22 protein-coding genes and 1 riboswitch are annotated in these 22961 nt (G+C 36.7%); of the genes, 17 read left to right on the forward strand and 5 right to left on the reverse strand.

The features are described 5' to 3' along the window. The first annotated feature begins 39 nt into the window (after positions 1-39). Positions 40-140: riboswitch (TPP riboswitch) on the forward strand. Positions 141-184: 44 nt separating this feature from the next. Genes thiM through thiD form a run of 3 tightly spaced genes read left to right on the forward strand, consistent with a single transcriptional unit; the run spans position 185 to position 2430 of the window. Continuing rightward, a complete protein-coding gene (thiM, locus tag A9G10_RS06820) occupies positions 185-970 on the forward strand; it encodes a hydroxyethylthiazole kinase (RefSeq protein WP_065558801.1) in 786 nt (261 codons plus the stop codon). 12 nt (positions 971-982) lie between these two features. Further along, on the forward strand, positions 983-1624 hold the full coding sequence (thiE, locus tag A9G10_RS06825) for a thiamine phosphate synthase (RefSeq protein WP_065558802.1): 642 nt from the start codon (positions 983-985) through the stop codon (positions 1622-1624). An 8-nt stretch (positions 1625-1632) separates the two neighbouring features. Further along, the gene (gene thiD / locus A9G10_RS06830) at positions 1633-2430 is read left to right on the forward strand and encodes a bifunctional hydroxymethylpyrimidine kinase/phosphomethylpyrimidine kinase (protein WP_143425971.1); all 798 of its coding nucleotides are present in this window, start codon (positions 1633-1635) and stop codon (positions 2428-2430) included. Positions 2431-2596: 166 nt separating this feature from the next. Here thiD and A9G10_RS06835 read toward each other — a convergent pair whose 3' ends face one another. Then, positions 2597-2800: a heavy-metal-associated domain-containing protein gene (locus A9G10_RS06835; RefSeq protein ID WP_065558804.1), complete on the reverse strand. Its 204-nt coding sequence runs from the start codon at positions 2798-2800 to the stop codon at positions 2597-2599. A 616-nt stretch (positions 2801-3416) separates the two neighbouring features. Between A9G10_RS06835 and A9G10_RS06845 the strand changes: the two genes are divergently transcribed. Continuing rightward, positions 3417-3860, forward strand: coding sequence for a DUF3597 domain-containing protein (locus A9G10_RS06845; protein WP_065558806.1), 444 nt, complete (start codon positions 3417-3419; stop codon positions 3858-3860). Positions 3861-3952: 92 nt separating this feature from the next. Here A9G10_RS06845 and pth read toward each other — a convergent pair whose 3' ends face one another. Continuing rightward, positions 3953-4537, reverse strand: coding sequence for an aminoacyl-tRNA hydrolase (gene pth, locus A9G10_RS06850; protein WP_065558807.1), 585 nt, complete (start codon positions 4535-4537; stop codon positions 3953-3955). 85 nt (positions 4538-4622) lie between these two features. Further along, entirely contained in the window at positions 4623-5570 is a 948-nt protein-coding gene (locus A9G10_RS06855; RefSeq protein ID WP_065558808.1) for a ribose-phosphate pyrophosphokinase, read from the reverse strand. Between the two features lie 271 nt (positions 5571-5841). Between A9G10_RS06855 and trmB the strand changes: the two genes are divergently transcribed. The 11 genes from trmB (at position 5842) to relA (ending at position 18915) form a co-directional block, all read left to right on the forward strand. Continuing rightward, complete coding sequence (gene trmB / locus A9G10_RS06860; RefSeq protein ID WP_065558809.1) at positions 5842-6543, forward strand: tRNA (guanosine(46)-N7)-methyltransferase TrmB; 702 nt, start codon at positions 5842-5844, stop codon at positions 6541-6543. Between the two features lie 18 nt (positions 6544-6561). Continuing rightward, a complete protein-coding gene (gene nfsA, locus A9G10_RS06865) occupies positions 6562-7287 on the forward strand; it encodes an oxygen-insensitive NADPH nitroreductase (protein ID WP_065558810.1) in 726 nt (241 codons plus the stop codon). Next, positions 7287-8447, forward strand: coding sequence for a histidine-type phosphatase (locus A9G10_RS06870; RefSeq protein WP_081299121.1), 1161 nt, complete (start codon positions 7287-7289; stop codon positions 8445-8447). The genes nfsA and A9G10_RS06870 overlap by 1 nt, the downstream gene beginning before the upstream one ends. A gap of 537 nt (positions 8448-8984) precedes the next feature. Continuing rightward, a complete protein-coding gene (locus A9G10_RS06875) occupies positions 8985-10265 on the forward strand; it encodes an MFS transporter (protein ID WP_257006725.1) in 1281 nt (426 codons plus the stop codon). Positions 10266-10304: 39 nt separating this feature from the next. Continuing rightward, complete coding sequence (gene galE / locus A9G10_RS06880) at positions 10305-11324, forward strand: UDP-glucose 4-epimerase GalE (RefSeq protein ID WP_065558812.1); 1020 nt, start codon at positions 10305-10307, stop codon at positions 11322-11324. A 41-nt stretch (positions 11325-11365) separates the two neighbouring features. Then, positions 11366-12415: a UDP-glucose--hexose-1-phosphate uridylyltransferase gene (locus A9G10_RS06885; RefSeq protein WP_065559018.1), complete on the forward strand. Its 1050-nt coding sequence runs from the start codon at positions 11366-11368 to the stop codon at positions 12413-12415. Beyond that, complete coding sequence (gene galK / locus A9G10_RS06890) at positions 12416-13573, forward strand: galactokinase (RefSeq protein ID WP_065558813.1); 1158 nt, start codon at positions 12416-12418, stop codon at positions 13571-13573. Then, positions 13564-14562, forward strand: coding sequence for a galactose-1-epimerase (gene galM / locus A9G10_RS06895; protein ID WP_065558814.1), 999 nt, complete (start codon positions 13564-13566; stop codon positions 14560-14562). Before galK ends, galM begins: the two co-directional genes overlap by 10 nt. Positions 14563-14815: 253 nt before the next feature. After that, complete coding sequence (coaD, locus tag A9G10_RS06900) at positions 14816-15304, forward strand: pantetheine-phosphate adenylyltransferase (protein WP_065558815.1); 489 nt, start codon at positions 14816-14818, stop codon at positions 15302-15304. Between the two features lie 12 nt (positions 15305-15316). Next, a complete protein-coding gene (rlmD, locus tag A9G10_RS06905) occupies positions 15317-16654 on the forward strand; it encodes a 23S rRNA (uracil(1939)-C(5))-methyltransferase RlmD (RefSeq protein WP_065558816.1) in 1338 nt (445 codons plus the stop codon). 2 nt (positions 16655-16656) lie between these two features. Next, positions 16657-18915, forward strand: coding sequence for a GTP diphosphokinase (relA, locus tag A9G10_RS06910; RefSeq protein WP_065558817.1), 2259 nt, complete (start codon positions 16657-16659; stop codon positions 18913-18915). A gap of 48 nt (positions 18916-18963) precedes the next feature. Here the strand turns inward: relA and folA are convergent, their stop codons facing one another. Together folA and A9G10_RS06920 are read right to left on the reverse strand one after the other, a co-directional pair. Next, positions 18964-19479 (reverse strand): type 3 dihydrofolate reductase, encoded by a 516-nt coding sequence (folA, locus tag A9G10_RS06915; RefSeq protein WP_065559019.1) that lies wholly within the window; start codon positions 19477-19479, stop codon positions 18964-18966. 10 nt (positions 19480-19489) lie between these two features. Then, the gene (locus A9G10_RS06920; protein ID WP_065558818.1) at positions 19490-20554 is read right to left on the reverse strand and encodes an MJ1255/VC2487 family glycosyltransferase; all 1065 of its coding nucleotides are present in this window, start codon (positions 20552-20554) and stop codon (positions 19490-19492) included. A 319-nt stretch (positions 20555-20873) separates the two neighbouring features. Here A9G10_RS06920 and A9G10_RS06925 point away from each other — a divergent pair, with 319 nt between their 5' ends. Continuing rightward, positions 20874-21236 (forward strand): hypothetical protein, encoded by a 363-nt coding sequence (locus tag A9G10_RS06925; protein WP_143425973.1) that lies wholly within the window; start codon positions 20874-20876, stop codon positions 21234-21236. 129 nt (positions 21237-21365) lie between these two features. Further along, on the forward strand, positions 21366-22916 hold the full coding sequence (locus A9G10_RS06930; protein ID WP_065558820.1) for a multicopper oxidase family protein: 1551 nt from the start codon (positions 21366-21368) through the stop codon (positions 22914-22916). The last annotated feature ends 45 nt before the right edge of the window (positions 22917-22961 follow it).

Consider the following 22961-nt stretch of genomic DNA (forward strand, 5'->3'; position numbering starts at 1 on the left):
ACTTGTTAAAAGCTAATAGACAGTTCATAATATAAACATCATTTTGACTCGGGGTGTTTTTTATTCATTAAAAAACTGAGAGTTTACCCGTTGAACCTGATCTGGATAACACCAGCGTAGGGAAGTCTAGCCATTTCACCTCACATAGGCAAATTCTTCCCGATAAATTAAATAAGGAATGAACATGTCAGTAACCACGTCTCTTCAAATCACACAAGTCACACCTTTTATTAATCTTGTCAAAACGCAACGTCCATTAGTTCACTGTATAACAAATGATGTTGTACAAAATTTTACAGCTAATGTTCTACTTGCCATTGGTGCTTCACCGGCAATGATTATTGCTGAACAAGAAGTGGCTGAATTTGTTAAAATTGCTAATAGTTTACTGATCAACATTGGCACAATTAATCACAATACCGCCAAAAGTATGCTACTTGCAGCAAGCCAAGCTCAACAGAGCCAAACTCCATGGGTACTTGATCCTGTTGCCGTTGGTTCGGCACTTGCTTATCGTACCGAAATTGCGCATCAATTATTATCATTTAAACCCACCGTTATTCGTGGCAACGCTTCGGAAATCTTAGCGCTAAGCGGTCAACTTGCATCATCTAAAGGCCCGGATAGTCAAGACTCGACAAAATCCGCTTTACAATATGCAAAACAATTGGCACAAGATTACCAGACTATCATCGCCATGACTGGTGATATTGATTATATTACTGATGGTCATACCACTTACGCTATAGCAGGCGGTGATATTGCGTTAACCAAAATCACCGGAACAGGCTGTTCATTATCTGCTATGGTTGCAGCGTTTATTGTAAATTCAACCGATCCACTTTTGGCCACAGCAGCCGCTTGCTTTATGATGAAAAAAGCAGGAGAAAAGGCAAATAAACAGCTTGGATTAGGCAGTTTTGCCGTATCGTTATTAGATCAATTATCACTCTTTTATTCATCATACTAATAGGCACATAACATGCAGAAAAAGTTGGATCTTACTCTCTATTTAGTGCTCGATCCGGCACTATGTGGGGGAATCGGTGGCATGGTCGACACCACCAAAATTGCCGTTGCCAACGGCGTAACCGCTGTACAATTACGATCAGAGCAAGAATTGACAGGCAAAGATTGGTATAAAGCTGCTTTAGCCTTAAAAGAAGCGCTCAGTCAGACATCGGTACCTTTATTGATTAATGATCATGTTGATATTGCTTTAGCTGTCGATGCGGATGGTGTGCATGTTGGTCAAAATGATTTGCCCGTTGATGCAGCTCGCCGATTGATTGGCAAAAATAAATGGTTAGGGCTATCTGTTTCGAATCAGCAACAACTTGAAACCGTGCCTTGGCAAAGCGTCGATTATATTGGAATTGGCCCCATCTATCCGACCTCAACCAAAAAAGATGCATCACCGGCACTAGGTATAGAGCGGTTAACTCAATTAGTCAAAACCAAACATTGCCCTGCTGTTGCCATTGGCGGTATCGACATAACAAAAGTAACAGAAGTGATGCAAACAGGAATTGAAGGTGTTGCAGTCGTATCGGCTATTTGTGGTCAAGCCAATATTGAACAAGCCACCACCTCACTAATCAATAAAATACATCAAGCTAGATAGGAAGCAACATCATGACAATTACAGCCCTAACTATTGCTGGTTCAGATCCCAGTGGGGGAGCTGGCATCCAAGCCGATCTCAAAACGTTTTCGGCACTCGGAGCCTATGGCATGTCTGTCATTACCGCTTTAACCGCACAAAGTACCCAAGGCGTTGATGCGGTATTTGCAATTCCACCCGAATTTATCGAAGCAGAATTTAACACCTTATATCAAGATATCCACATTGATAGTGTCAAAATTGGTATGCTAATGAATAAAGAAATTGTTACAACTGTCTATCAATTATTAAAAAATCATCCTATACCTTCGATTGTACTTGATACCGTCATGATCGCTAAAGGGGGACATGCACTTTTAAAACCCGATGCCATTACCGCCATTCGAGAACAATTATTACCACTAGCAACAATTATTACACCTAACTTACCCGAAGCCGCAGCGCTTTTAGATTGTGATGAAGCGAAAAATGAAGATGAGATGCTAAAACAAGGGAAAGATTTACTTAAACTAGGTTGTAAAGCGGTTCTAATGAAAGGCGGGCACTTAACCAGTCAAGAAAGTCCCGATTATTTAATCACCTCAGACCAAACAATCCGAATGACATCACAAAGAATTCAAACTAAAAATACGCACGGTACAGGTTGTACATTATCAGCCGCTATTGCTGCTTTATTACCTAAAAATAGCTTTGAACATGCGGTTAAACAGGCGAAAGAATATCTTCATGGCGCCATTCGCCATGCTGATGATTTAAACATTGGTAAAGGGATTGGACCAACACACCACTTTTATCGTTGGTGGTGATTCAAAAACACAATTGACGCATATTTGAAAACACATTCTTCAAATTCTTCAAAACATGAGTGATTGAAAGAGGATGCAAAATAGGTTTTGGACGTTTTGAATTTATTAATGGAAACAGTAGAATAAAAAATTAACGTCCAAATTTTTCAGCTTTAAACTAAGTTAATTAATACGAAATTCCAACAAACTCATACCCAGCTTCATTGATAGCCTCTATAGCGGCTTCTTGTGAAATGGTTCCGCCTTCAATGTCAACTTCATGTTTAGCCAAATTAATGGTTACTTTCGCTTTTGGATCAATATCATTAATCGCTTTAGTAATGGCATTAACACAGTGCTGGCAACTCATATTATCGACAATTAATTTCATGATTGACCTCTCTTTTCAATTAAATCTTATTAGAAATCGGATCGCTCAAATTAGCATAGGCTTTATAATCGTGTTCGATCCATTGACTCTGCATTGTTACTCGTTTGATGATAATCAAGACAGTAGTTTTCATCATACTTTGTGTGAAACAAAAAAAATTTCGTACAGTAAAAAATGAAGCTAAATTTTTTGAAACATCAACTATATTGATTGCAAAAAGTATCCTTCGCTTACTAAGCCACAGTGACATTATTTGTTTTATCATACACAATTTTCCACTCGGATTAAACTGGCTCTAACATATTATCATTTTGCGTATAAGGTGTTAGCTTTGGCATATAGGATTAGTAGTGTTAATTTCACTAATAGTGAATGGTAAACAATCTAGGTTTATCCATAGTTATCATAATTTGAAACGCCAAGACAGTTTTTTTATAGAAAAATTTATTCGTGCATTTAAGTTATTTACTCACTGAATTAACAACAAAAAATGCTATAAATCCAGAACTTCTTTGACACTATTGTTAGTTAAACGTTATACTGAAGACGATATTTTGTACATCTGAATAGTTAAGCACTTTTTTTCAAAAGCAGTTTAAACATAGGGGGGTGTAATTTGGGTATCTTAAATAATATTTTTTCTAAAATCTTTCCAAGTGCTCAAGCGGCTGTCGGTAATGTCGCTGATGCCGTTAAAAATCAAGTCAACAATATTACCGGTCATGATAAAGATGCCGCGTCAAATAATCAGAATCAAGACCAAAATCAAAATCAACAACATTCTGACAACCAAACGCCCATTTCGGACGTGGATGTTATGTCAATTCTTAATAATTTAGCGAGCAAATTTCCAGAAAAACTTAACTGGAAAACATCGATTGTTGATCTTCTAAAATTATTAGGAATAGACAATAGTTTAGATGCTCGTAAAAAATTGGCACAAGAACTTAATTACACGGGTAGTACAGATGATACCGCTGCAATGAATACTTGGTTAATTAAAGAAGTATTTAAGCGAATTGCTGAAAAAGGCGGTAATATTACCCATCTATTTTCTTAATCAAAGATTGTTACGTGATTTGTTATCCACCTGATCTTCGGGTGGATTTTTTACATTAGCATTTAGTGATTCATTGGACTTAATCAACGGCATTACGCTTTAAAAGCGTGTAATCGATTCATTGCGGCTTCAAGACTTTGTGATAATAAAATATCCGTACAACGTGCAGATTCATCAATCGCTTTATCTATTAGTTCTTGCTCGGGCTTAGATGGTTTATTTAACACAAAACCGACCACTTTATTTTTATCACCCGGATGCCCAATACCAATTCTTAATCGATAAAAATTTGGATTATTGCCTAATTTGCTAGCAATATCTTTCAAACCATTGTGACCGCCATGACTCCCGCCAAATTTCAATTTCGCAATCCCCGGATTTAAATCAAGTTCATCATGAGCAACTAAAATCTCTTCGGGTTTTATCTGATAAAATGAAGCCATCGCTTGAACAGCTTTACCACTTAAATTCATAAAGGTGGTAGGCACTAATAAACGTATGTCATGTCCTGCGATATTGATACGTGAACTATAACCAAAAAATTTAGGATCATTTTTTAATGGTTGTTGATAACGTTGTGCAAGCAAATCAACATACCATGCCCCTGCATTATGTCGAGTTTGAGCATATTCATTTCCAGGATTGGCGAGTCCTACAATAAGTTTTATGGTTGTCATGATATTTTAATTGTTAACTGTTGTTATTTGACGATGTTAAATTGAAAAAGCCCCAAAAACGGGGCATCTTTACATTAAAAATCAATTATTGATGGAACATTGCAGAAATCGATTCTTCGTTGCTTATGCGACGAATTGCTTCTGCTAGCATTCCTGATAATGTTAATTGACGAACATTTTTCAATGCTTTAACTTCAGCTGTTAATGGGATAGTATCACAAACGACTATTTCATCAATTGCTGAGTTTTTAATATTACTGACGGCTTTACCCGAGAAGATCGGATGCGTTGCGTAGGCAAATACTCTTTTAGCACCACGAGCTTTTAGTGCATCGGCGGCTTTGCAAAGCGTTCCTGCTGTATCAATCATATCATCGACTAAAATACAATCTCTATCAGCAACATCACCAATAATATTCATCACTTCAGCTTCATTCGCGCGTTGACGACGTTTATCGATGATCGCCATATCGGTGTCATTTAACAGTTTTGCAATAGCACGAGCACGCACCACCCCACCAATATCCGGAGAGACAACAATTGGGCGTTCAAAATCACGTTGTAGCATATCTTCTAAAATCACCGGGCTACCAAATACATTATCCACAGGCACATCAAAAAAGCCTTGGATCTGTTCAGCATGAAGATCAACCGTTAATACCCTATCAACACCGACAGTTGATAAAAAGTCAGCAACCACTTTAGCTGTGATCGGAACCCGTGCAGAACGCACTCGACGATCTTGTCTAGCATAACCAAAATAAGGAATAACAGCGGTAATACGACCTGCAGATGCTCGACGCATTGCATCAATCATAACAAGTAATTCCATTAAATTATCATTGGTTGGTGCACAAGTTGATTGAATGATAAAAACATCTTCACCACGGACATTTTCATTAATTTGAACGTTCACTTCTCCGTCGCTAAAACGACCAACTACAATATCACCAAGAGAAGTATAAAGACGATTAGCTATACGCTTTGCTAGCTCAGGTGTAGCATTGCCAGCAAAAAGCTTCATATCAGGCACGAGAAATCCTCAAGCATGTAATCATGATTACGTATCCGTAATCGGTTAAATCGGAGTGACAATTATATAATCATTTGGTGATCATGCTCAACCACATTATAAAAAATTATCAAAATAATTTAACCTACCTAGCAAAATAGTGTAAGAGTCAATGGGTAATCAATATGTTTTTTGACGTCAACTTAAAATCGAGTAAACTAAGTAATCATCGCTATTTTAGGGTAGCTTTCAATTAGTTTAAATCAATTTTACAACACAAGTAGATAATCTAATGGCAGAACAATTACATACAGATATTGAAGAACAAAAACCGAAACGAACAATACGCAGTTTTGTGCTACGACAAGGTCGCTTGACCAAAGGTCAAGAACAAGCTTTACAAAATTTATGGCCCGTCTTTGGTGTCGAATATAATGCGGGTTCCCCTATTCACTTTGAACCTAATCAACACGTCATTTTAGAGATTGGATTTGGTATGGGCGCATCACTTATCGAAATGGCAAAAAATGCACCCGAGAAATCTTTTTTAGGTATTGAAGTACATAAACCGGGTGTCGGAGCTTGTTTAATGGCAATCGAAGAAAATCAATTATCGAACTTAAATGTGATGTGCCATGATGCAGTCGAAGTTTTAGAAAATATGATTGCAGATAATTCATTAGATAAGGTGCAAATATTCTTCCCTGACCCTTGGCATAAAGCAAGGCACAACAAGCGTCGAATTATTCAGCCTGCTTTTGTCGAACTTATCAGACGTAAATTAAAAGTTAAGGGAGTTTTACATTTGGCAACAGATTGGCAACATTACGCCGAACATATGCTTGAGGTGTTGAATCAAGCGACAGGTTATAAAAATTTATCATTAACTGAAGATTATATTCCAAGGCCAGCAGACCGACCTATTACCAAGTTTGAAAAAAGAGGTCAGAATCTTGGTCATGGGGTGTGGGATTTACAGTTTCAGAAACAATAACGTTATTAAGGAGCCGTTATGGAAAATCAAACTCTTGATTTCATTTATCATCGTCGTTCAATTCGTGCTTATAAACCCATTCCATTAACGGAAAAACAGATAGCGTCGATGATTCAAGCAGCGCAATCGGCTCCAAGTTCTAACTTTCTTCAATGTTCAACCATTATTCGTATCACAGACAGTGAAAAGCGAAAAAAATTAGCTCACTATTCAGGTGATCAAGATTATATTTATCAAGCTCCCGAATTTTGGGTGTTTTGTGCCGATTTTAATCGACATTTTCAAATTGATGCAACCATTCCTCTTGAACGAGCCGAACAACTTTTAGTGGGTTGTATTGATACCGCCTTGATGGCGCAAAATACAGTTATTGCAGCGCAATCGTTAGGATTAGGAACAGTCTATATTGGTGGTTTACGCAATAATATTGCGGATGTCACGCAACTACTTGCCTTGCCAAAATATGTTATTCCCCTTTTTGGTCTCTGTATTGGGTATCCAGATCAAGACCCCGAAATGAAACCAAGATTACCGAGTGAATTAGTCTTTTTTGAAAATCAATATCAGCCAATCAATCAGACATTATTGACACAGTATGACGAGAAAATAAAGAATTATTATCAAACACGTGGTTCTAATCAAAAAGAAGGCGGATGGAGTGACAAAATAGCTGAAACGATCTACAAAGGACAACGAGAATTTATTCTCAACTATTTACATCAACAAGGCTGGGTGAAACAATAATGAACAATCGCTATCAATTGGATAAAGTCGTCATTTTAAGTCGACATGGAATCCGCACACCATTACAAAATACACTTGAATTTTTAGAACAAGCCACGCCGTTTAAATGGCCTAAATGGGATCATCCTTATGGTTATTTAACTACCCGAGGTGGGGCGCTAGAAGTTTACTTTGGGCGATACCTAGCAACATGGCTTGATAATCAAAATCTTCAATATACAGCAAGCCCTTCTGATGTGTTTGTGTATGCAAATAGTTTACAAAGAACGGTTGCTACAGCACAATTTTTGACAGCCGGTGCTTTTGCAGGATATGACATCCCCATCAAACATAAACACCCCATTGAAAAAATGGATTCCATATTTGACCCGAGTTTACGCATCGATTCTGACGAATTTAAACAAGCTGTTATTAAGGACATTGATGAAACTGTCACAGCAGAATCAATCTCTAAAAATTTAGCGCCTGCTTTTGAAATTCTAGCCGATATTTTAGACTATAAACATTCCAAATTTTATGCACAATATCAATGTGATTTAGCCGATATTCCTGTTGAAGTTTATTTGAAAAAACATGAAGAACCTGCTCTTTTGGGTGCATTAGCGATTGGCGTTAGTGCCGTAGATGCATTTTTATTACAATATTATTCGGGGTTTTCCAAACAACAGATTGCGTGGGGAAGAATCAATAGCCAAGCGCAATGGCAACAACTTATTCAGATACGTAATCAATATCTAAACTTGATCTGTCGAACTAAAACGCTTGCCAAACATTCAGCTACCGAATTGATTAATATGATAAACAATCTTATGCATCATGATGATCGAAAAATTCATTTACTTGTGGGACATGATAGTACCATTGCATCATTATTCGGCGCATTAGACTTTGAACCTTATCAGTTACCGAATCAATATGAAACAACGCCTATTGGTGGTAAGGTAATTTTACAACGTTTTCGTCATTTAGAGTCTGGAACACACTATTTTAAAGCCGAATATGTTTATCAAAGCTTTGAACAACTCTTTACCGGTGCTCACATTAGTATGGATAATCCACCACAACACTTTACGTTGCAGCTTAAAAATGCTAAGCAAAATCAAGATGGATTTTATGACTGGCATGATTTTGAGCAGCGTTTAAACATGTTTAAAGGATAATTTATTCAATTCATTTCTCACGTCAGCATTTATTATCCATGGCGTGAGATGATTTTGACATTTAACTTTCTGTTATTGTTAAACGCCCCTTTTTATATTATCTCACCTAATTGCTATCCCCGACCTTATCGTCAATCAGTAGATAACATGAATAAAAACGGTTTCTTACCCATTAATGTAATCGATACCACAAAAGTAATCTTGTTTCGCTCAACATGTAACCTGCCTATTGTCGCTATTCATCATTTTGTTGTAAGCAGAAATGTCTCATCAATTAATTGATAATATTAAATAGAATAGAGTTATCTTCTTTAATTTATTGAGTTGAATTAAAACATCGTATCAACAAATCATCCTAAACATAAACAACAAAAATAATGTAATCGATTTCATAAAGTGTTATCTAGATCACTTTTTTCATCATTTTATGGTGATACTATCCTCTATAAAAGAGAAGCAGGTTCATCCATTAAAAAATATCTAAACGATTTCCTAATGAATGCAGGTTCATTCAAATTTGATTAAAGGAAGTAAATTATGAATCAAAATATTAAGGCTACAATGCATAATAAGAATTATTGGATTTTCAGTTTTTATTTCTTTCTCTACTTTTTTATTATGGGCGCCTATTGCCCATTCTTTCCCGTTTGGCTAAAAATGAACGGGCTTGATGAAGCAAAAACTGGCTATGTTTTTTCGTTTATTTCATTTTTTGCATTACTCTTCCAACCTTTATTCGGTTTAATTTCAGATAAATTAGGACTGAAAAAACATCTCCTTTGGCTTATTACTCTACTGTTAGTCATGTTTGGACCATTTTTTATTTATGTATTAGGGCCACTTCTACAATTTAATGTCACGGTCGGGGCAATAGTAGGAGGGTTTTATCTTGGCATGGTTTTTAGTGGTGGGGCGCCTGCTATTGAAGCCTTGGTTGAAAAAATAAGTCGGCGCAGTGGTTTTGAATTTGGGCGTTGTCGCATGTTTGGCTGTTTTGGTTGGGCAATTTGTGCATCATTTGTTGGAATTATGATTTCGAAAAACGTCAACGCAGTTTATTGGCTTTGTTCTGGATTTGCATTAATCCTACTCATTTTAGTGAAATTAGCGGATCCGGCAAAAACTTCTACAACCGATGTCGTTGAACAAATGGGGTTAAATAAAAGTGACTCATTTAATTTAAAACTAGCTGTCGATTTATTAAAAATGCCTAAAATATGGTTTTTTATGCTTTATATTATCGGTGTTGCCTGTACTTATGATGTTTTTGATCAACAATTTGCTAACTTTTTTACGTCGTTTTTTTCGAGTGAACAAATCGGTCGAGAAGCCTTTGGTTATGTCACAACACTTGGTGAAATTTTAAACGCAACCGTCATGTTTTTTGCTCCATGGATTGTGAAAAAAATCGGTAGCAAAAATACGTTATTAGTAGCCGGTGCTATTATGTCAATTCGTATAACTGGCTCAGCGTTTGCCAGCAACGCAGTTGAAGTTATTATTCTAAAAACCTTACACATGTTTGAAGCGCCACTATTACTTGTCGGGGCATTTAAATATATTACTAAACACTTTCCTATACGATTATCGGCAACCGTTTATTTAATTGCATTTTGTTTTGCTAAACAACTTTCAACGATGTTTATGTCCACACTTGCAGGTCTAATGTATGTCGAAATTGGATTTACAGGTGCCTATCTGGTGCTTGGTTTGATTGCATTTAGTTTTACGCTTATATCATCTTTCACTTTATCCGGACGAGGACCTTGGGATCTATTCATTCATAAAAATAAACACCCGTCTGAAATACAACAATAGCCAAATTTTTAACAATTTAAAATAAATTGAGGTTTCAATATGAAAGTATTAGTTACTGGTGGTTGTGGATATATAGGTAGTCATACCTGTGTTCAATTGATTAAAGCAGGTTATACGCCAATTGTGATAGATAATTTATTCAATAGTAAAGCATCAGTATTAAAAAGAATCCAAAAAATTACGCATCAGCCAATCCATTTTTATCAAGGTGATGTACGAGATGCCAATTTATTAGCACAAATTTTTAAAGAACATGATATTCAAGCAGTGATTCATTTTGCGGGTTTAAAAGCCGTCGGTGAATCAGTATATAAACCACTTGAGTATTATGAAAATAATGTCTATGGCAGCATTGTGTTAATGAAAGCAATGCGTGATGCAGGCGTCAAACAATTAGTTTTTAGTTCATCCGCAACCGTTTATGGTGAATTAGCCCCCATACCTTATGTTGAAACGCTGCCACAAGGTTTACCAACCAGTCCTTATGGAAAAAGTAAGTTAATGGTCGAACAATGTATTATGGATTTGGCTATTGCCGAACCTGACTGGTCATTGACCCTACTACGCTACTTTAATCCTGTAGGGGCTCATCCTAGTGGTTTAATAGGCGAAGATCCTCTTGGGATTCCTAATAATCTTATGCCATTTATTACCCAAGTTGCTGTAGGAAAAAGAGAATCATTGGCGGTGTTTGGAAATGATTATCCGACACAAGATGGAACATGTGTTCGTGATTTTATTCATGTTGTTGACTTAGCCGATGGACATATCGCCGCATTAAAAGCTGATCATAATCACCCCGGTGTCCATATTTATAACTTAGGATCAGGTGTTGGGTACAGTGTTTTACAAGTCATTGAAGCATTTGAGAAAGCATCAGGAAAACCGTTAACGTGGCATTATGCACCCCGACGTGCAGGCGATCTACCCGCATTTTGGGCAGATGCAAAAAAAGCAGAACAAATACTCGGGTGGAAAACTCAATTAACGCTTGATGATATGGTCAGAGATTCTTGGAATTGGCAATCGAATAACCCACAAGGTTATCCTCAAGAGTAATAAAAAAAATGAATACCAGCAATATGTTAAAAGAGGCAAATATGCAAATATTTAATCCGGTTGATCATCCACACCGTCGTTATAACCCATTAACGGCTCAATGGGTTTTAGTGTCACCGCATAGAGCCAAGCGACCTTGGCAAGGTCAACAAGAAGCACTAAATCCAGAACAAAAAACCAGTTACGATCCTAACTGTTTTTTGTGCCCCCGCAATAAACGGATCACGGGTGATAAAAATCCAGACTATACAGATACTTTTGTATTTACTAATGATTTTGCCGCTTTAATGGATGATACCCCTAATTCGCCGCCAACGGATGATCCTCTTTTTCAAATGCAAAGCGCCAAAGGAACCAGTCGAGTAATCTGTTTTTCCCCCGATCATAGCAAAACATTGCCGGAATTGGACTTAACAGCAATTGAGGGCGTGATCAAAACTTGGATATCACAGCAAAAAGAACTGAGCCAAAATTACCCTTGGGTGCAAATATTTGAAAACAAAGGTGCTGTAATGGGATGCTCTAACCCTCATCCACACGGACAAATTTGGGCAAATAGCTTTATCCCGAATGAAATCACTCGTGAAGACCAGAATATGCGTCATTATTTTGAAACCTATCACCGCAATTTGTTAGTTGATTATGCCGAAAAAGAATTGATCTATCGTGAGCGAATAGTTGTTGAAACAGACCATTGGCTTGCTGTCGTGCCTTTCTGGGCAACATGGCCATTTGAAACGTTATTATTACCCAAAACGCATATTGCACAATTAACCTTATTAACCGACAACCAACAGATTGATTTAGCGGTGGCGCTGAAAAAATTAACAAGTCGTTATGATAATTTGTTTAATTGCTCTTTCCCCTACTCTATGGGTTGGCATGGTGCGCCATTTATACAAGGTACCACTGATTATTGGCAAGTTCATGCTCACTTTTATCCTCCTTTGCTTCGTTCAGCGACAGTCAAAAAATTTATGGTAGGTTACGAAATGTTAGCTGAAGTACAACGGGATTTAACGCCTGAACAGGCAGCTGAAAGACTGCGCAATGTCAGTGATGTTCATTATAAAGATAAAAAGGATAAATAGATGAAAGCATTAATCGATAAAACTAAACAAGCTTTTGCAACCCTATTTGGTTATCAACCTGATATCACTGTGCAAGCGCCTGGGCGAGTCAACTTGATTGGTGAGCATACCGATTATAACGATGGCTTTGTATTACCTTGTGCGATTAATTATGGCACCGTAATAAGCTGCCATAAACGTTCGGATAATAAGGTACGCGTAATTGCCGTTGACTATGATAATCAACAAGATGAATTTTGGTTAGATTCCCCTATTGAGAAACATTCACAATATCAATGGGCTAATTATGTTCGAGGTGTAGTAAAACATTTAAAAAACTATGCAAATACCCTTTATGGTGTTGATTTAGCAATTAGCGGTAATGTCCCCCAAGGTGCAGGATTGAGTTCATCAGCTTCGCTTGAGGTGGCTATCGGCAAAATGTTTCAAGTGCTAAATAATTTACCTTTAGATGGCACTAAATTAGCATTAATCGGTCAGGAAGCTGAAAATCAATTTGTTGGTTGTAATTGTGGAATTATGGATCAATTAATATCGGCACTTGGACAAGATCATCATGCTTTACTTATTGACTGCCGTACGCTTTCTGTTCATCCGGTTTCGATACCGGATGAGTTGGCTGTTGTTATTATTAACTCAAATATTAAACGTGGATTAGTCGATAGCGAATATAATACGCGCCGTAGGCAATGTGAAGCAGCAGCAACAGCGCTGGGCGTCAAAGCATTGCGAGATGCAACTTTATCAGATTTATTGAAAATTAAACCAACGCTTGATCCTACCGTTTTTAAACGTGCACATCATGTCATTACCGAAAATGAACGGACTTTACTGGCATCTCATGCACTTGCTCGTCGTGATTACAAATTACTATCAACATTAATGGCGCAAAGTCACAATTCAATGCGTGATGACTTTGAAATTACATTACCTGCTATCGATTATCTAGTGAACATTATCAGCAATGTTATCGGTGAACAAGGTGGAGTTCGTATGACTGGTGGCGGTTTTGGTGGCTGTGTTGTTGCACTGGTAAATAAAAATAAAGTTGATGCAGTAAAAACTGTTGTAAGCAACAATTATCAGAATAAATTTGGTATTAAAGAAGATATCTATATTTGTCAACCAAGTGAGGGAGCGCACGCTATATGTCTTTAACAACGATCATTACACTATCTAACAAGCAAGGGATGCAGATTAAATTATCTAACTGGGGAGCAACATGGCTCTCTTGCTTAATACCGGTTGATAATCAAAATCGTGAAGTAATTCTTGGTTGTAGTTCGTTAGCGCAATATCAACAACAACAGGCTTATTTAGGTGCAACTATTGGACGTTATGCTAACCGTATTGCTCATGCATCTATTGAATTAGGTGATAAACGCTATCCGCTTGTTGCCAATGAAGGTAAAAATCAGCTTCATGGCGGAAAGTTAGGCTTTGATAAGCAATTATGGCAAATTGATGATCAATCTAATCAACAAGTCATTTTTAGTTTAATTTCTTGCGATGGAGATCAAGGTTATCCCGGCGAGTTGAAGGTTAAAGTGACCTATCAACTTACCGATGATAATCAAGTTATCATCATGTTCAACGCCTCTACCACGCAAACCACTGTGGTTAATTTAACCAATCATGCTTATTTTAATTTAGATGGCGAAACAAGTCACACTATCCTTAATCACACATTACTAGTCAATGCTAATCAATTTTTGCCCGTTGATAATCAGGGTATACCTAATGACAATTTAGTTAGTGTCACTGAATTTGATATGGACTTACGCCAAGCAAAACAGTTATCAGACCGATTACTTGAAAGTCCTGAACGACAAAAAACAGGTGGATATGATCATGCTTATTTACTGGACAAAACCCAGCCAATTGCCGCACAATTAACCTCATCTGATAATAAAGTGACCATGAATGTCATAACGACCAAACCGGCACTACAAGTTTATACCGGTAATTATCTGCAACATACGCCAAACCGTCATAATGGGGAATATGACAATTATGCAGGTATCGCGCTAGAAGCACAATTTCTACCAGATAGCCCACATCACCCCAAATGGCCACAACCTAGCTGTTGGTTAACCCCTGATGAAACCTATCAATATCAAACGATCTATCAATTTTTAATTGAATAATATTATATCAATTGAGTATGTAAACGGAAAAATGAACACTTAATGCTATATGAGCTAACGCCAATGAGGTTAAGTCCAACTGAATTTATTTGGACTTACTATCACGGTAAAACCCTAATTTTATTCAATGCGCATTTATAATCAACGATGAATATTCGGATTAAACCATAAAAGCTTTTTGTCAAGTTACCCTAACAATTTTGCTAAGAATTCGGTATGATAGAGGTATCATGGCAAATGGACATTATGATTGATGAAAAGTAAAAGTTTAACTGCAATTTTTCCGGGAACGTTCGATCCAATTACTAACGGGCACATCGATTTGATTACTCGAGCTTCGCTGTTGTTTCCTCGATTAATTGTTGCAATTGCGGAAAATCCGAATAAAAAAACGTTATTCAGTTTGAAAGAACGGGTCAATTTAGCATCCAGTTCAGTTGAACACTTACTTAATGTGCAAGTGGTTGGATTTGATAATTTAATGGCTGATTTTGCACAAACTCATAATGCGACGGTCATTGTTCGAGGTGTTCGAACCACTCAAGATTTTGAATACGAAAGACAATTAGCCGAAATGAATCGCGCATTAAAACCGGATTTAGATACTTTATTTTTAATGCCATCAATGACTATTGGTTTTATTTCTTCAACCATTGTAAAAGATGTTGCTTATCATGGTGGCAATATTACCAATTTAGTTCCTTTACATGTTAAAACAGAATTGTTAAAACGGTTAACATAACGTTGAATTTATATGGTTATTTTTTATACTCCACCTTCAAAAAAACAAGCTTCACAAAAATTAACGGTTACCATCTCAGCGATAGATGCCTTCGGACAAGGAATTGCAAACCACAAAGGCAAAATGATTTTTGTCAAATCAGCCTTACCCGACGAAACTGTTGATATCCAGTTAACAGAAAATAAAAAAAATTATGCTAAAGCGAAGGTCATCAAATATCACAATCAAAGTGCCCAACGGGTAAAACCATTATGTGGCTATTACCAAAAATGTGGTGGCTGTGAATTGCAGCATATTTCAACTGATTTGCAGCAAAGTACAAAATATCATGCGCTTATTAATCTGATACAAAAAGAAAGTGGGCAATCGTTAACCCATATCACTCATTCAGCACCGCTTATTATTGCTGATCAACCTTATCATTATCGCCGACGAGCCAGACTTTCAATAAATATTGTAAAAGGTGAATTATTTATTGGTTTTCGTCAGGCTGAATCAAATCAAATTATCAATATTGAACACTGTCCAGTGTTGGTCGAAAGCTTAGATCAGTTGCTTGCTCCTTTGCAAAAAATATTACGTCAAATTAAATCAAGAAAATCGCTTGGGCATATTGAATTGGTTGCTGTTGATAGTGGCATTATCATGGTATTAAGGCATACTTTAGCCATGACCAATGAAGACACTCAGTTACTATCAAACTTCGCTGAAGAAAATGGTATTTCACTCTACTTTCATGGCACAAATTTACAACACATTACCGGCCATACGGAACATTATTATCTAATCAATCAGTTAAAGCTTACTTTTAGTCCTTTGGATTTTATTCAAGTTAACAGCAACGTTAATCAAAAAATGATTGAACAAGCGCTTGATTGGCTAACATTAAAATCAACCGATAAAGTGTTAGATCTCTTTTGTGGTATGGGTAATTTTTCATTACCTATGGCTACCTATTGTCAATCATTAACGGGCGTTGAAGGCGTAGAAGAACTAGTTGAAAAAGCGAAATTAAACGTTATATTAAATAGCAATAAGGTTTGTGCCGAAACTCATTTTTTAACAAGTAATTTAGACGATAATCAACAATTTTTTACATGGAATCAATCACAATTTGATAAAGTTTTATTAGATCCTGCCAGAGCAGGGGCATTTAATGCAACGACAGAAATTGTTAAAATGGCGCCGTCAAAAATTGTTTATATCTCATGTAATCCCGCAACATTAGCGAGAGATAGCAAAGTGTTAACTCAAGCGGGTTATAATATTGCTCAAGTAGCAATTTTAGACATGTTTCCACAAACCAAACATATTGAATCAATGTTGTTGTTAACCAAATCAGGATCATAATTATGGTATCAATTAGAGGAGCACACCAACATAGTGAAGAGCACTACTCTCTTGCACAGTTTGATGTCGAACAATGGGCAAATCAAGAATTACAACTGACTAACGCAGATAATTATCAGACGTTTAAACAAGTATGGGATTTTTGCTTTGAAAGCAGTGCGGGTGCAGCTGAGCAAGTCTATTGTTTTCAAAATGCCGTTGAAATGGTTGAAATATTATCCACACTTAATATGGATATCAACAGTTTATGTGCGGCTTTGTTACTTCCTTTCCTTGAAACTAAGATTATACGTCGAGAAGATATTCCTGAAGATTTTGACCGTGAAATGATGCATATAATTTCTAGCATTGTTCGGATGAAAGAAATTCGTCAACTTCGCGCCATCCGCAATGGCAGTGCAACGTCTGAACAGATTGATAGCATCCGCCGTATGTTATTGGCAATGGTTAATGATTTTCGCAGTGTAGTGATAAAAATTGCCGAACGCATCACTTATTTACGTAATCTGTTAAATGCTCCACAAGAAGAACAAGTACTGGCTGCTAAAGAGTGTTTTAACATTTATGCACCGCTTGCCAACCGTTTAGGAATTGGTCAATTAAAATGGGAACTGGAAGATTTTTGTTTCCGTTATCTTTATCCGAATGAATATCGCTTTATTGCTAAAAAATTACACGAAAAACGCCTTGATCGTGAATCATATATCAATCATTTTGTTAAGCACCTGCAAGCGTTAATGAATAAAGATCACATTCGTGCAGAAGTTTATGGACGCCCGAAACATATTTACAGTATCTGGCGAAAAATGGAACGCAAACACCTTGAATTTGAAGATCTTTATGATATTCGTGCCGTGCGGATTATTTGTGATCGTATTGAAGATTGTTATAACGCATTAGGCATTGTCCATAGTCATTATAAACATATTGCTAAAGAATTTGATGATTATGTTGCCAACCCCAAACCAAATGGTTATCAATCAATTCATACTGTCGTGTATGGTCCCCAAAATAAAACGATTGAAATTCAAATTCGAACGGAACAAATGCACAATGATGCTGAATTAGGCATTGCAGCGCACTGGAAATATAAAGAAGGCAGTACTGATAAAATGACTGCTTATGATCAGCGAATTACTTGGCTACGAAAATTATTGACATGGCAACAAGAGATGTCTGAAAGCGGTGAAATACAAGAAGCCGTACGTAGCCAGATTTTTGATGATAGAGTCTATGTCTTTACGCCTAAAGGTGATGTGGTTGATCTGCCTACTGGCTCAACACCGCTTGATTTTGCCTATCATATTCACAGTGATGTAGGTCATCGTTGTATTGGTGCAAAAGTTGGAGGACGAATTGTACCATTTACTTATAACCTAAAAATGGGCGATCAAGTTGAAGTTATTACCCAAAAACAACCTAATCCAAGCCGAGATTGGCTGAATCCAAATACCGGATTTGTAAATAGTAGTCGGGCACGAGCTAAAATTCAGGCATGGTTTAAAAAACAAGATCGACATAAAAATATAGCAGCTGGCCAACAAATTTTAGAAGATGAGCTTGAACCTTTAAATATCAGCTTAAAAAGCGTTGAAAAAATGCTGATTGATAAATATAACGCCCATTCCTTTAATGAAGTTCTTGCCGGTATTGGTAGTGGTGATGTCAGAATTAATCAATTGGTCAATTTTGTTAATGCCCAAGTCAATAAACCTACCGCAGAAGAAGAAGACGAAGCGGCATTAAAACAAATTGTTCAAAAATCCAATTCACAAACAAAACATACCAACAAAATCGGTAATAAAAAAGGAAGTGAAATTATTATTGAAGGTGTCGGTAATTTAATGTGCACTATTGCAAATTGCTGTCGCCCTATTCCTGGTGATCCCATTGTCGGTTTTGTGACTCAAGGGCGAGGCATTTCCATTCATCGGGCGGATTGTGAACAGTTACAGGATTTAAAAAATCACGCCCCTGAACGAATCACCAGTGCGGTTTGGAGTAATGAAACCAATTCAAGTTACACCATGGTGATACAGATCATCGCTAACGATCGTAGTGGCTTATTGCGTGATATCACAACCATTTTAGCTAACGAAAAAGTCAATGTACTTGGATTAATCAGTCGAAGTGATATGAAGCAACAATTAGCTAATATTGATGTCGACATGGAAATCTTTGATCAAGACTCGTTAAATCGTATACTCAATAAAATAAAACAACTACCCGATGTCATTGAAGCAAGACGCCACCAAGGGTGAGCGATTTGCCAGGCTACCCTAAGTCTTGCTCAATAAAACATCATTCCGTTAGAAAGTTGAATTACGTTCTAACACTTCAAAGTAATAATCGTAAGGATTTTTATCATCAGCTTGATGATGTTCTTGAAAAACTGATTGCCAAGTTTCGGGGGCGTAATTAGGAAAATAAGTATCACCTTGTAAATCAGCATCAATATGGGTTAAATAAAGTCTGTCAATAAATGGCAAAACTTGTTGATAAATATTACCCCCACCGATAATAAACGCTTCATCGCAATTAAGCCTTTTGGCAAGAGAAATGGCTTCATCTATAGATGTTACCCAGCTAAGATTTGAAATTTTTTCCGATTCAAAATCTACTTTTGCTTGCCTTGAGATAACAATATTATGTCGATTAGGCAAAGGTTTTCCTATAGATTCAAAAGTTTTCCTGCCCATAATAACAGGCTTATTAATCGTATTTTTTTTGAACCATGCCAAATCAGCAGGTAAATGCCAAGGCATCTGATTGTTAAAACCAATAACACGATTATGTGCCATGGCAACAATGATACTAAGTGTCAGGTGAGTTTGTTTATACATAACCTAAAGCTTTAATTCGTTGATTTACATTTTCGGGAAAAACAGTTTGCGCCCAAAGCCGTTGACTTAAAGAAAGCAAAGACTCTTTTTGCCCATTAACAATCCAATTAGCAAGTTCAGTTGCAACATCAGGATAGACCGTTGGTTTTGGCGAAGGAAGATCTAACCAATACTTAAGTTTAATGCTATTTAAGGTTTCCATGACCGTTGCCATATCTAATGTATGTAAACATTGAGCATTATAGATTTGTTCAAACTGACCCGAGACAGGTTTAGTCAAAATCTTTTTACCCAAAACTAATGCTTCAGATATTAGTGCAAATCCCGTGTTAGAAATAATCCCCGAACAGCTTATTACCGCATCCATAAAACCGTCACGACAAAGAGGTTGCATAGTAACATTATCGTTTTGTGATAATTGCTTTATATTTGGATGAAAACAGATAAATTGGTGTTTAGGAAATTGTTTAAGTAATTCAACAATTTCAGTCATATTTTCAAATGGCAAATAAACAACAATGGAACCATTTTCGGTAGGCGCCATTTGAAATGAATCAATCATAGGTGGCAATAATTTATGTCCAAAATGAAACCAGTGTAAACCAATTGGCTTGGTTACTGGCGCATAATACTTCATGATCACATTTGCAATCAGTCCATATTCTTTTGGTTTTAAATACTGACAAACCGCCTGATTACTGATACCTAAGCATTCTCGATGCTGATGATGAGCAGCCCAAGCGCTTACCGGCTCAAAATCACTAATAATACAATCATACTTTGATAAGTCCAGCTCGCGCACATCTTTAATTAACCGGAAAGCACGGATGCGTTGAACCGTTTTACGAAAATTTATCTTTCCATTGACTGTTGCAAAGGTAACACCCCGAAAAGTCTTATATTGACCAAAAACGTCCATATCAAAATAATCTTTTGGATCACGTCCACTAAAAATATACTCAACATCAGCGCCAGCCTTTTTTAGCGCTTTAGCTAAAGTTCGACATCGGCTAATATGACCATTTCCTGTTCCTTGAACACCAAAAAGAATTTTCATATTGTAATGATTAGTCAATTAAAATTACTGCATATCATACCAGAACCCTAAACAATTATCTTGCTTATTTTAAACAATAAAGGGGAATTTTGAGACAAATTTGAAAATGAGTTTAAGGGGCAATCGCAATCCGAATTTCATGAACTCGCCAAACTTAAAAAAAGTCTATATCTTATTTATCTAATTAATAAATTTATTCAATTTGTTAACTATCAATTATGTTGTTTAAAAATAAGAAATGTTTAAAAAACGTGCTATATAATGACGTTTGAAGTACAATACTGCTTATTAGCGATTTGATGCGTTGTGAGATTGTAATATGTCAGTAAGGATCCTCAATATACAATTTAAAGGCATCGTTGTATTAACAGCGGTTCTGTTGCTGTTTGGTTATTTTGTACTACCATTATCAAAAATAGGAAAGTCTTTGGACTCGACTTGTTATTCAACGACGTATTCCAAGTTAACTTTCGATCAAAGCTCAGATCCTCATCACGCTAAATCTTCATCATCAAAAATAATTTGTTCATTAATCAATCATTGTGCTGTATGTGGGGCAATCGTTTCAAACTATGCCATTAACCTCGATAGGCAAATCAATTTTACACATTTTTTATCACTTAAATTCATTGCAAATGATAATGAATTTATTCCTGAATTAAGACCACCACGAATTGCTTAATAAGTTATCGCTATTAGATAGTAGTTGTTAATCACTATCGTTATGAATAAACGTTATCTATCGTTATGTTCGCTCACATCACGATTTTCAGCGTTATTGTTAAATCAGTTAATTTATTATGGGAATATTATGAAACGTCGACATTTTTTAATGAATTTTACGGCTGCTGTAGGTGGATTAGTTGCAACCAAGGCCATTGCTAAAATGGAACATACCAAAATGACTGGTATGACCTGCGAACTCAATTCTGATGATTGTAACAAGGGGGATAATATGCACGAACATATGAATATGAACATGAATATGAATCACGATCAAAAACCACAAAAGCTTTTGCCTACTTCCTCACTAAAACAGAACCAAAATTTACCCAGCTTGATCAATTTAAAAAATGAAAGTAATCAACCAGGAGTATTTGAAGCGACCTTACACCTCAAACCCGTCAAAATTGCCTTAACACCTGAAATTACGACGGAATTTTGGGCATATAACGGGATGATTCCTGGCCCCAAAATTGAAGTTAACGAGGGTGATCACGTTAAAATCACGGTAAAAAATGATCTGCCACAATCCACGACCGTGCATTGGCATGGTTTACTTATTCCATCGAATCAAGACGGTAACCCTCAAGATGCCATTCCAGCAGGAAAAAGTCGTGTTTATGAATTTGACGTTCCCAAAGGAAACGCAGGCACATTTTGGTATCATCCTCATGGACATGAAACAGTAGCTGAACAAGTTTATCGAGGTTTAGCTGGAACATTCATCGTTCGAAGCAAAGATGATCCTTTAAATTCTCTTCCTGAACAACACTGGTTCTTCTCAGATTTAAAATTAACGGATAAAGGTGAAATTGCCGATAATACCATGGTTGATTGGATGAACGGTCGTGAAGGTCAATTTGTATTAATTAATGGGAGTTATCGACCTAAAATTAAGGTTGACTCAGCAACACGGGTGAGAATCTGGAATGCTTGTTCAGGTAGATATCTGAACTTATCTATTCCTGATTGTGATGTCTTTTTAGTGGGGACTGACGGTGGATTATTGTCTGAACCTGTATCACTAAATAAACCATTACTGTTATCACCTGCCGAACGGGCAGAAATTGTTATTCTTCCTAAAAAAACGGGGACGGTTTATTTGCAATCTATCGGTTATGATCGAGGCAAAATGGGCAATGTACCACCTGAACAAGATATGTTACTTGCAGAGTTAGATTTAACACAGTCAAACTCAATCACCTTGCCATCAACACTTCGTACCTTACCAAAACTTGGACAAGCCACCGCCCACAAAAAATTGGAATATACCGAAGTGATGGACATGAAAGAGCCGCGTGGCGGAATGTTATTTTTAATCAATGGTAAACGCCATGATATGAATCGTATCGATCTTGAAAGCAAAATTCACGAAGTTGAAGAGTGGACTATTCATAATAACTCTCATATGGATCATAACTTTCACATTCATGGCGCACAATTTATGGTCGTTTCACATGAATTTAATGGTACCAAAACACTACCCCAATACATGGCATTAAAAGATACAGTGAATCTTCGACCCCATGAAACAATCACGATAAAGATTCAACAAAATATGCCTGGATTACGCATGTATCATTGTCATATCATTGAACATGAAACTCTGGGTATGATGGGGCAATTGATGGTGAAATAGTTTTTTATGTTTATCTATCTTGTCATTTAACGTTCGACAAGATAG

Source organism: Gilliamella sp. wkB308 (assembly GCF_001690185.1).
Lineage (GTDB): Bacteria > Pseudomonadota > Gammaproteobacteria > Enterobacterales > Orbaceae > Gilliamella > Gilliamella apicola_I.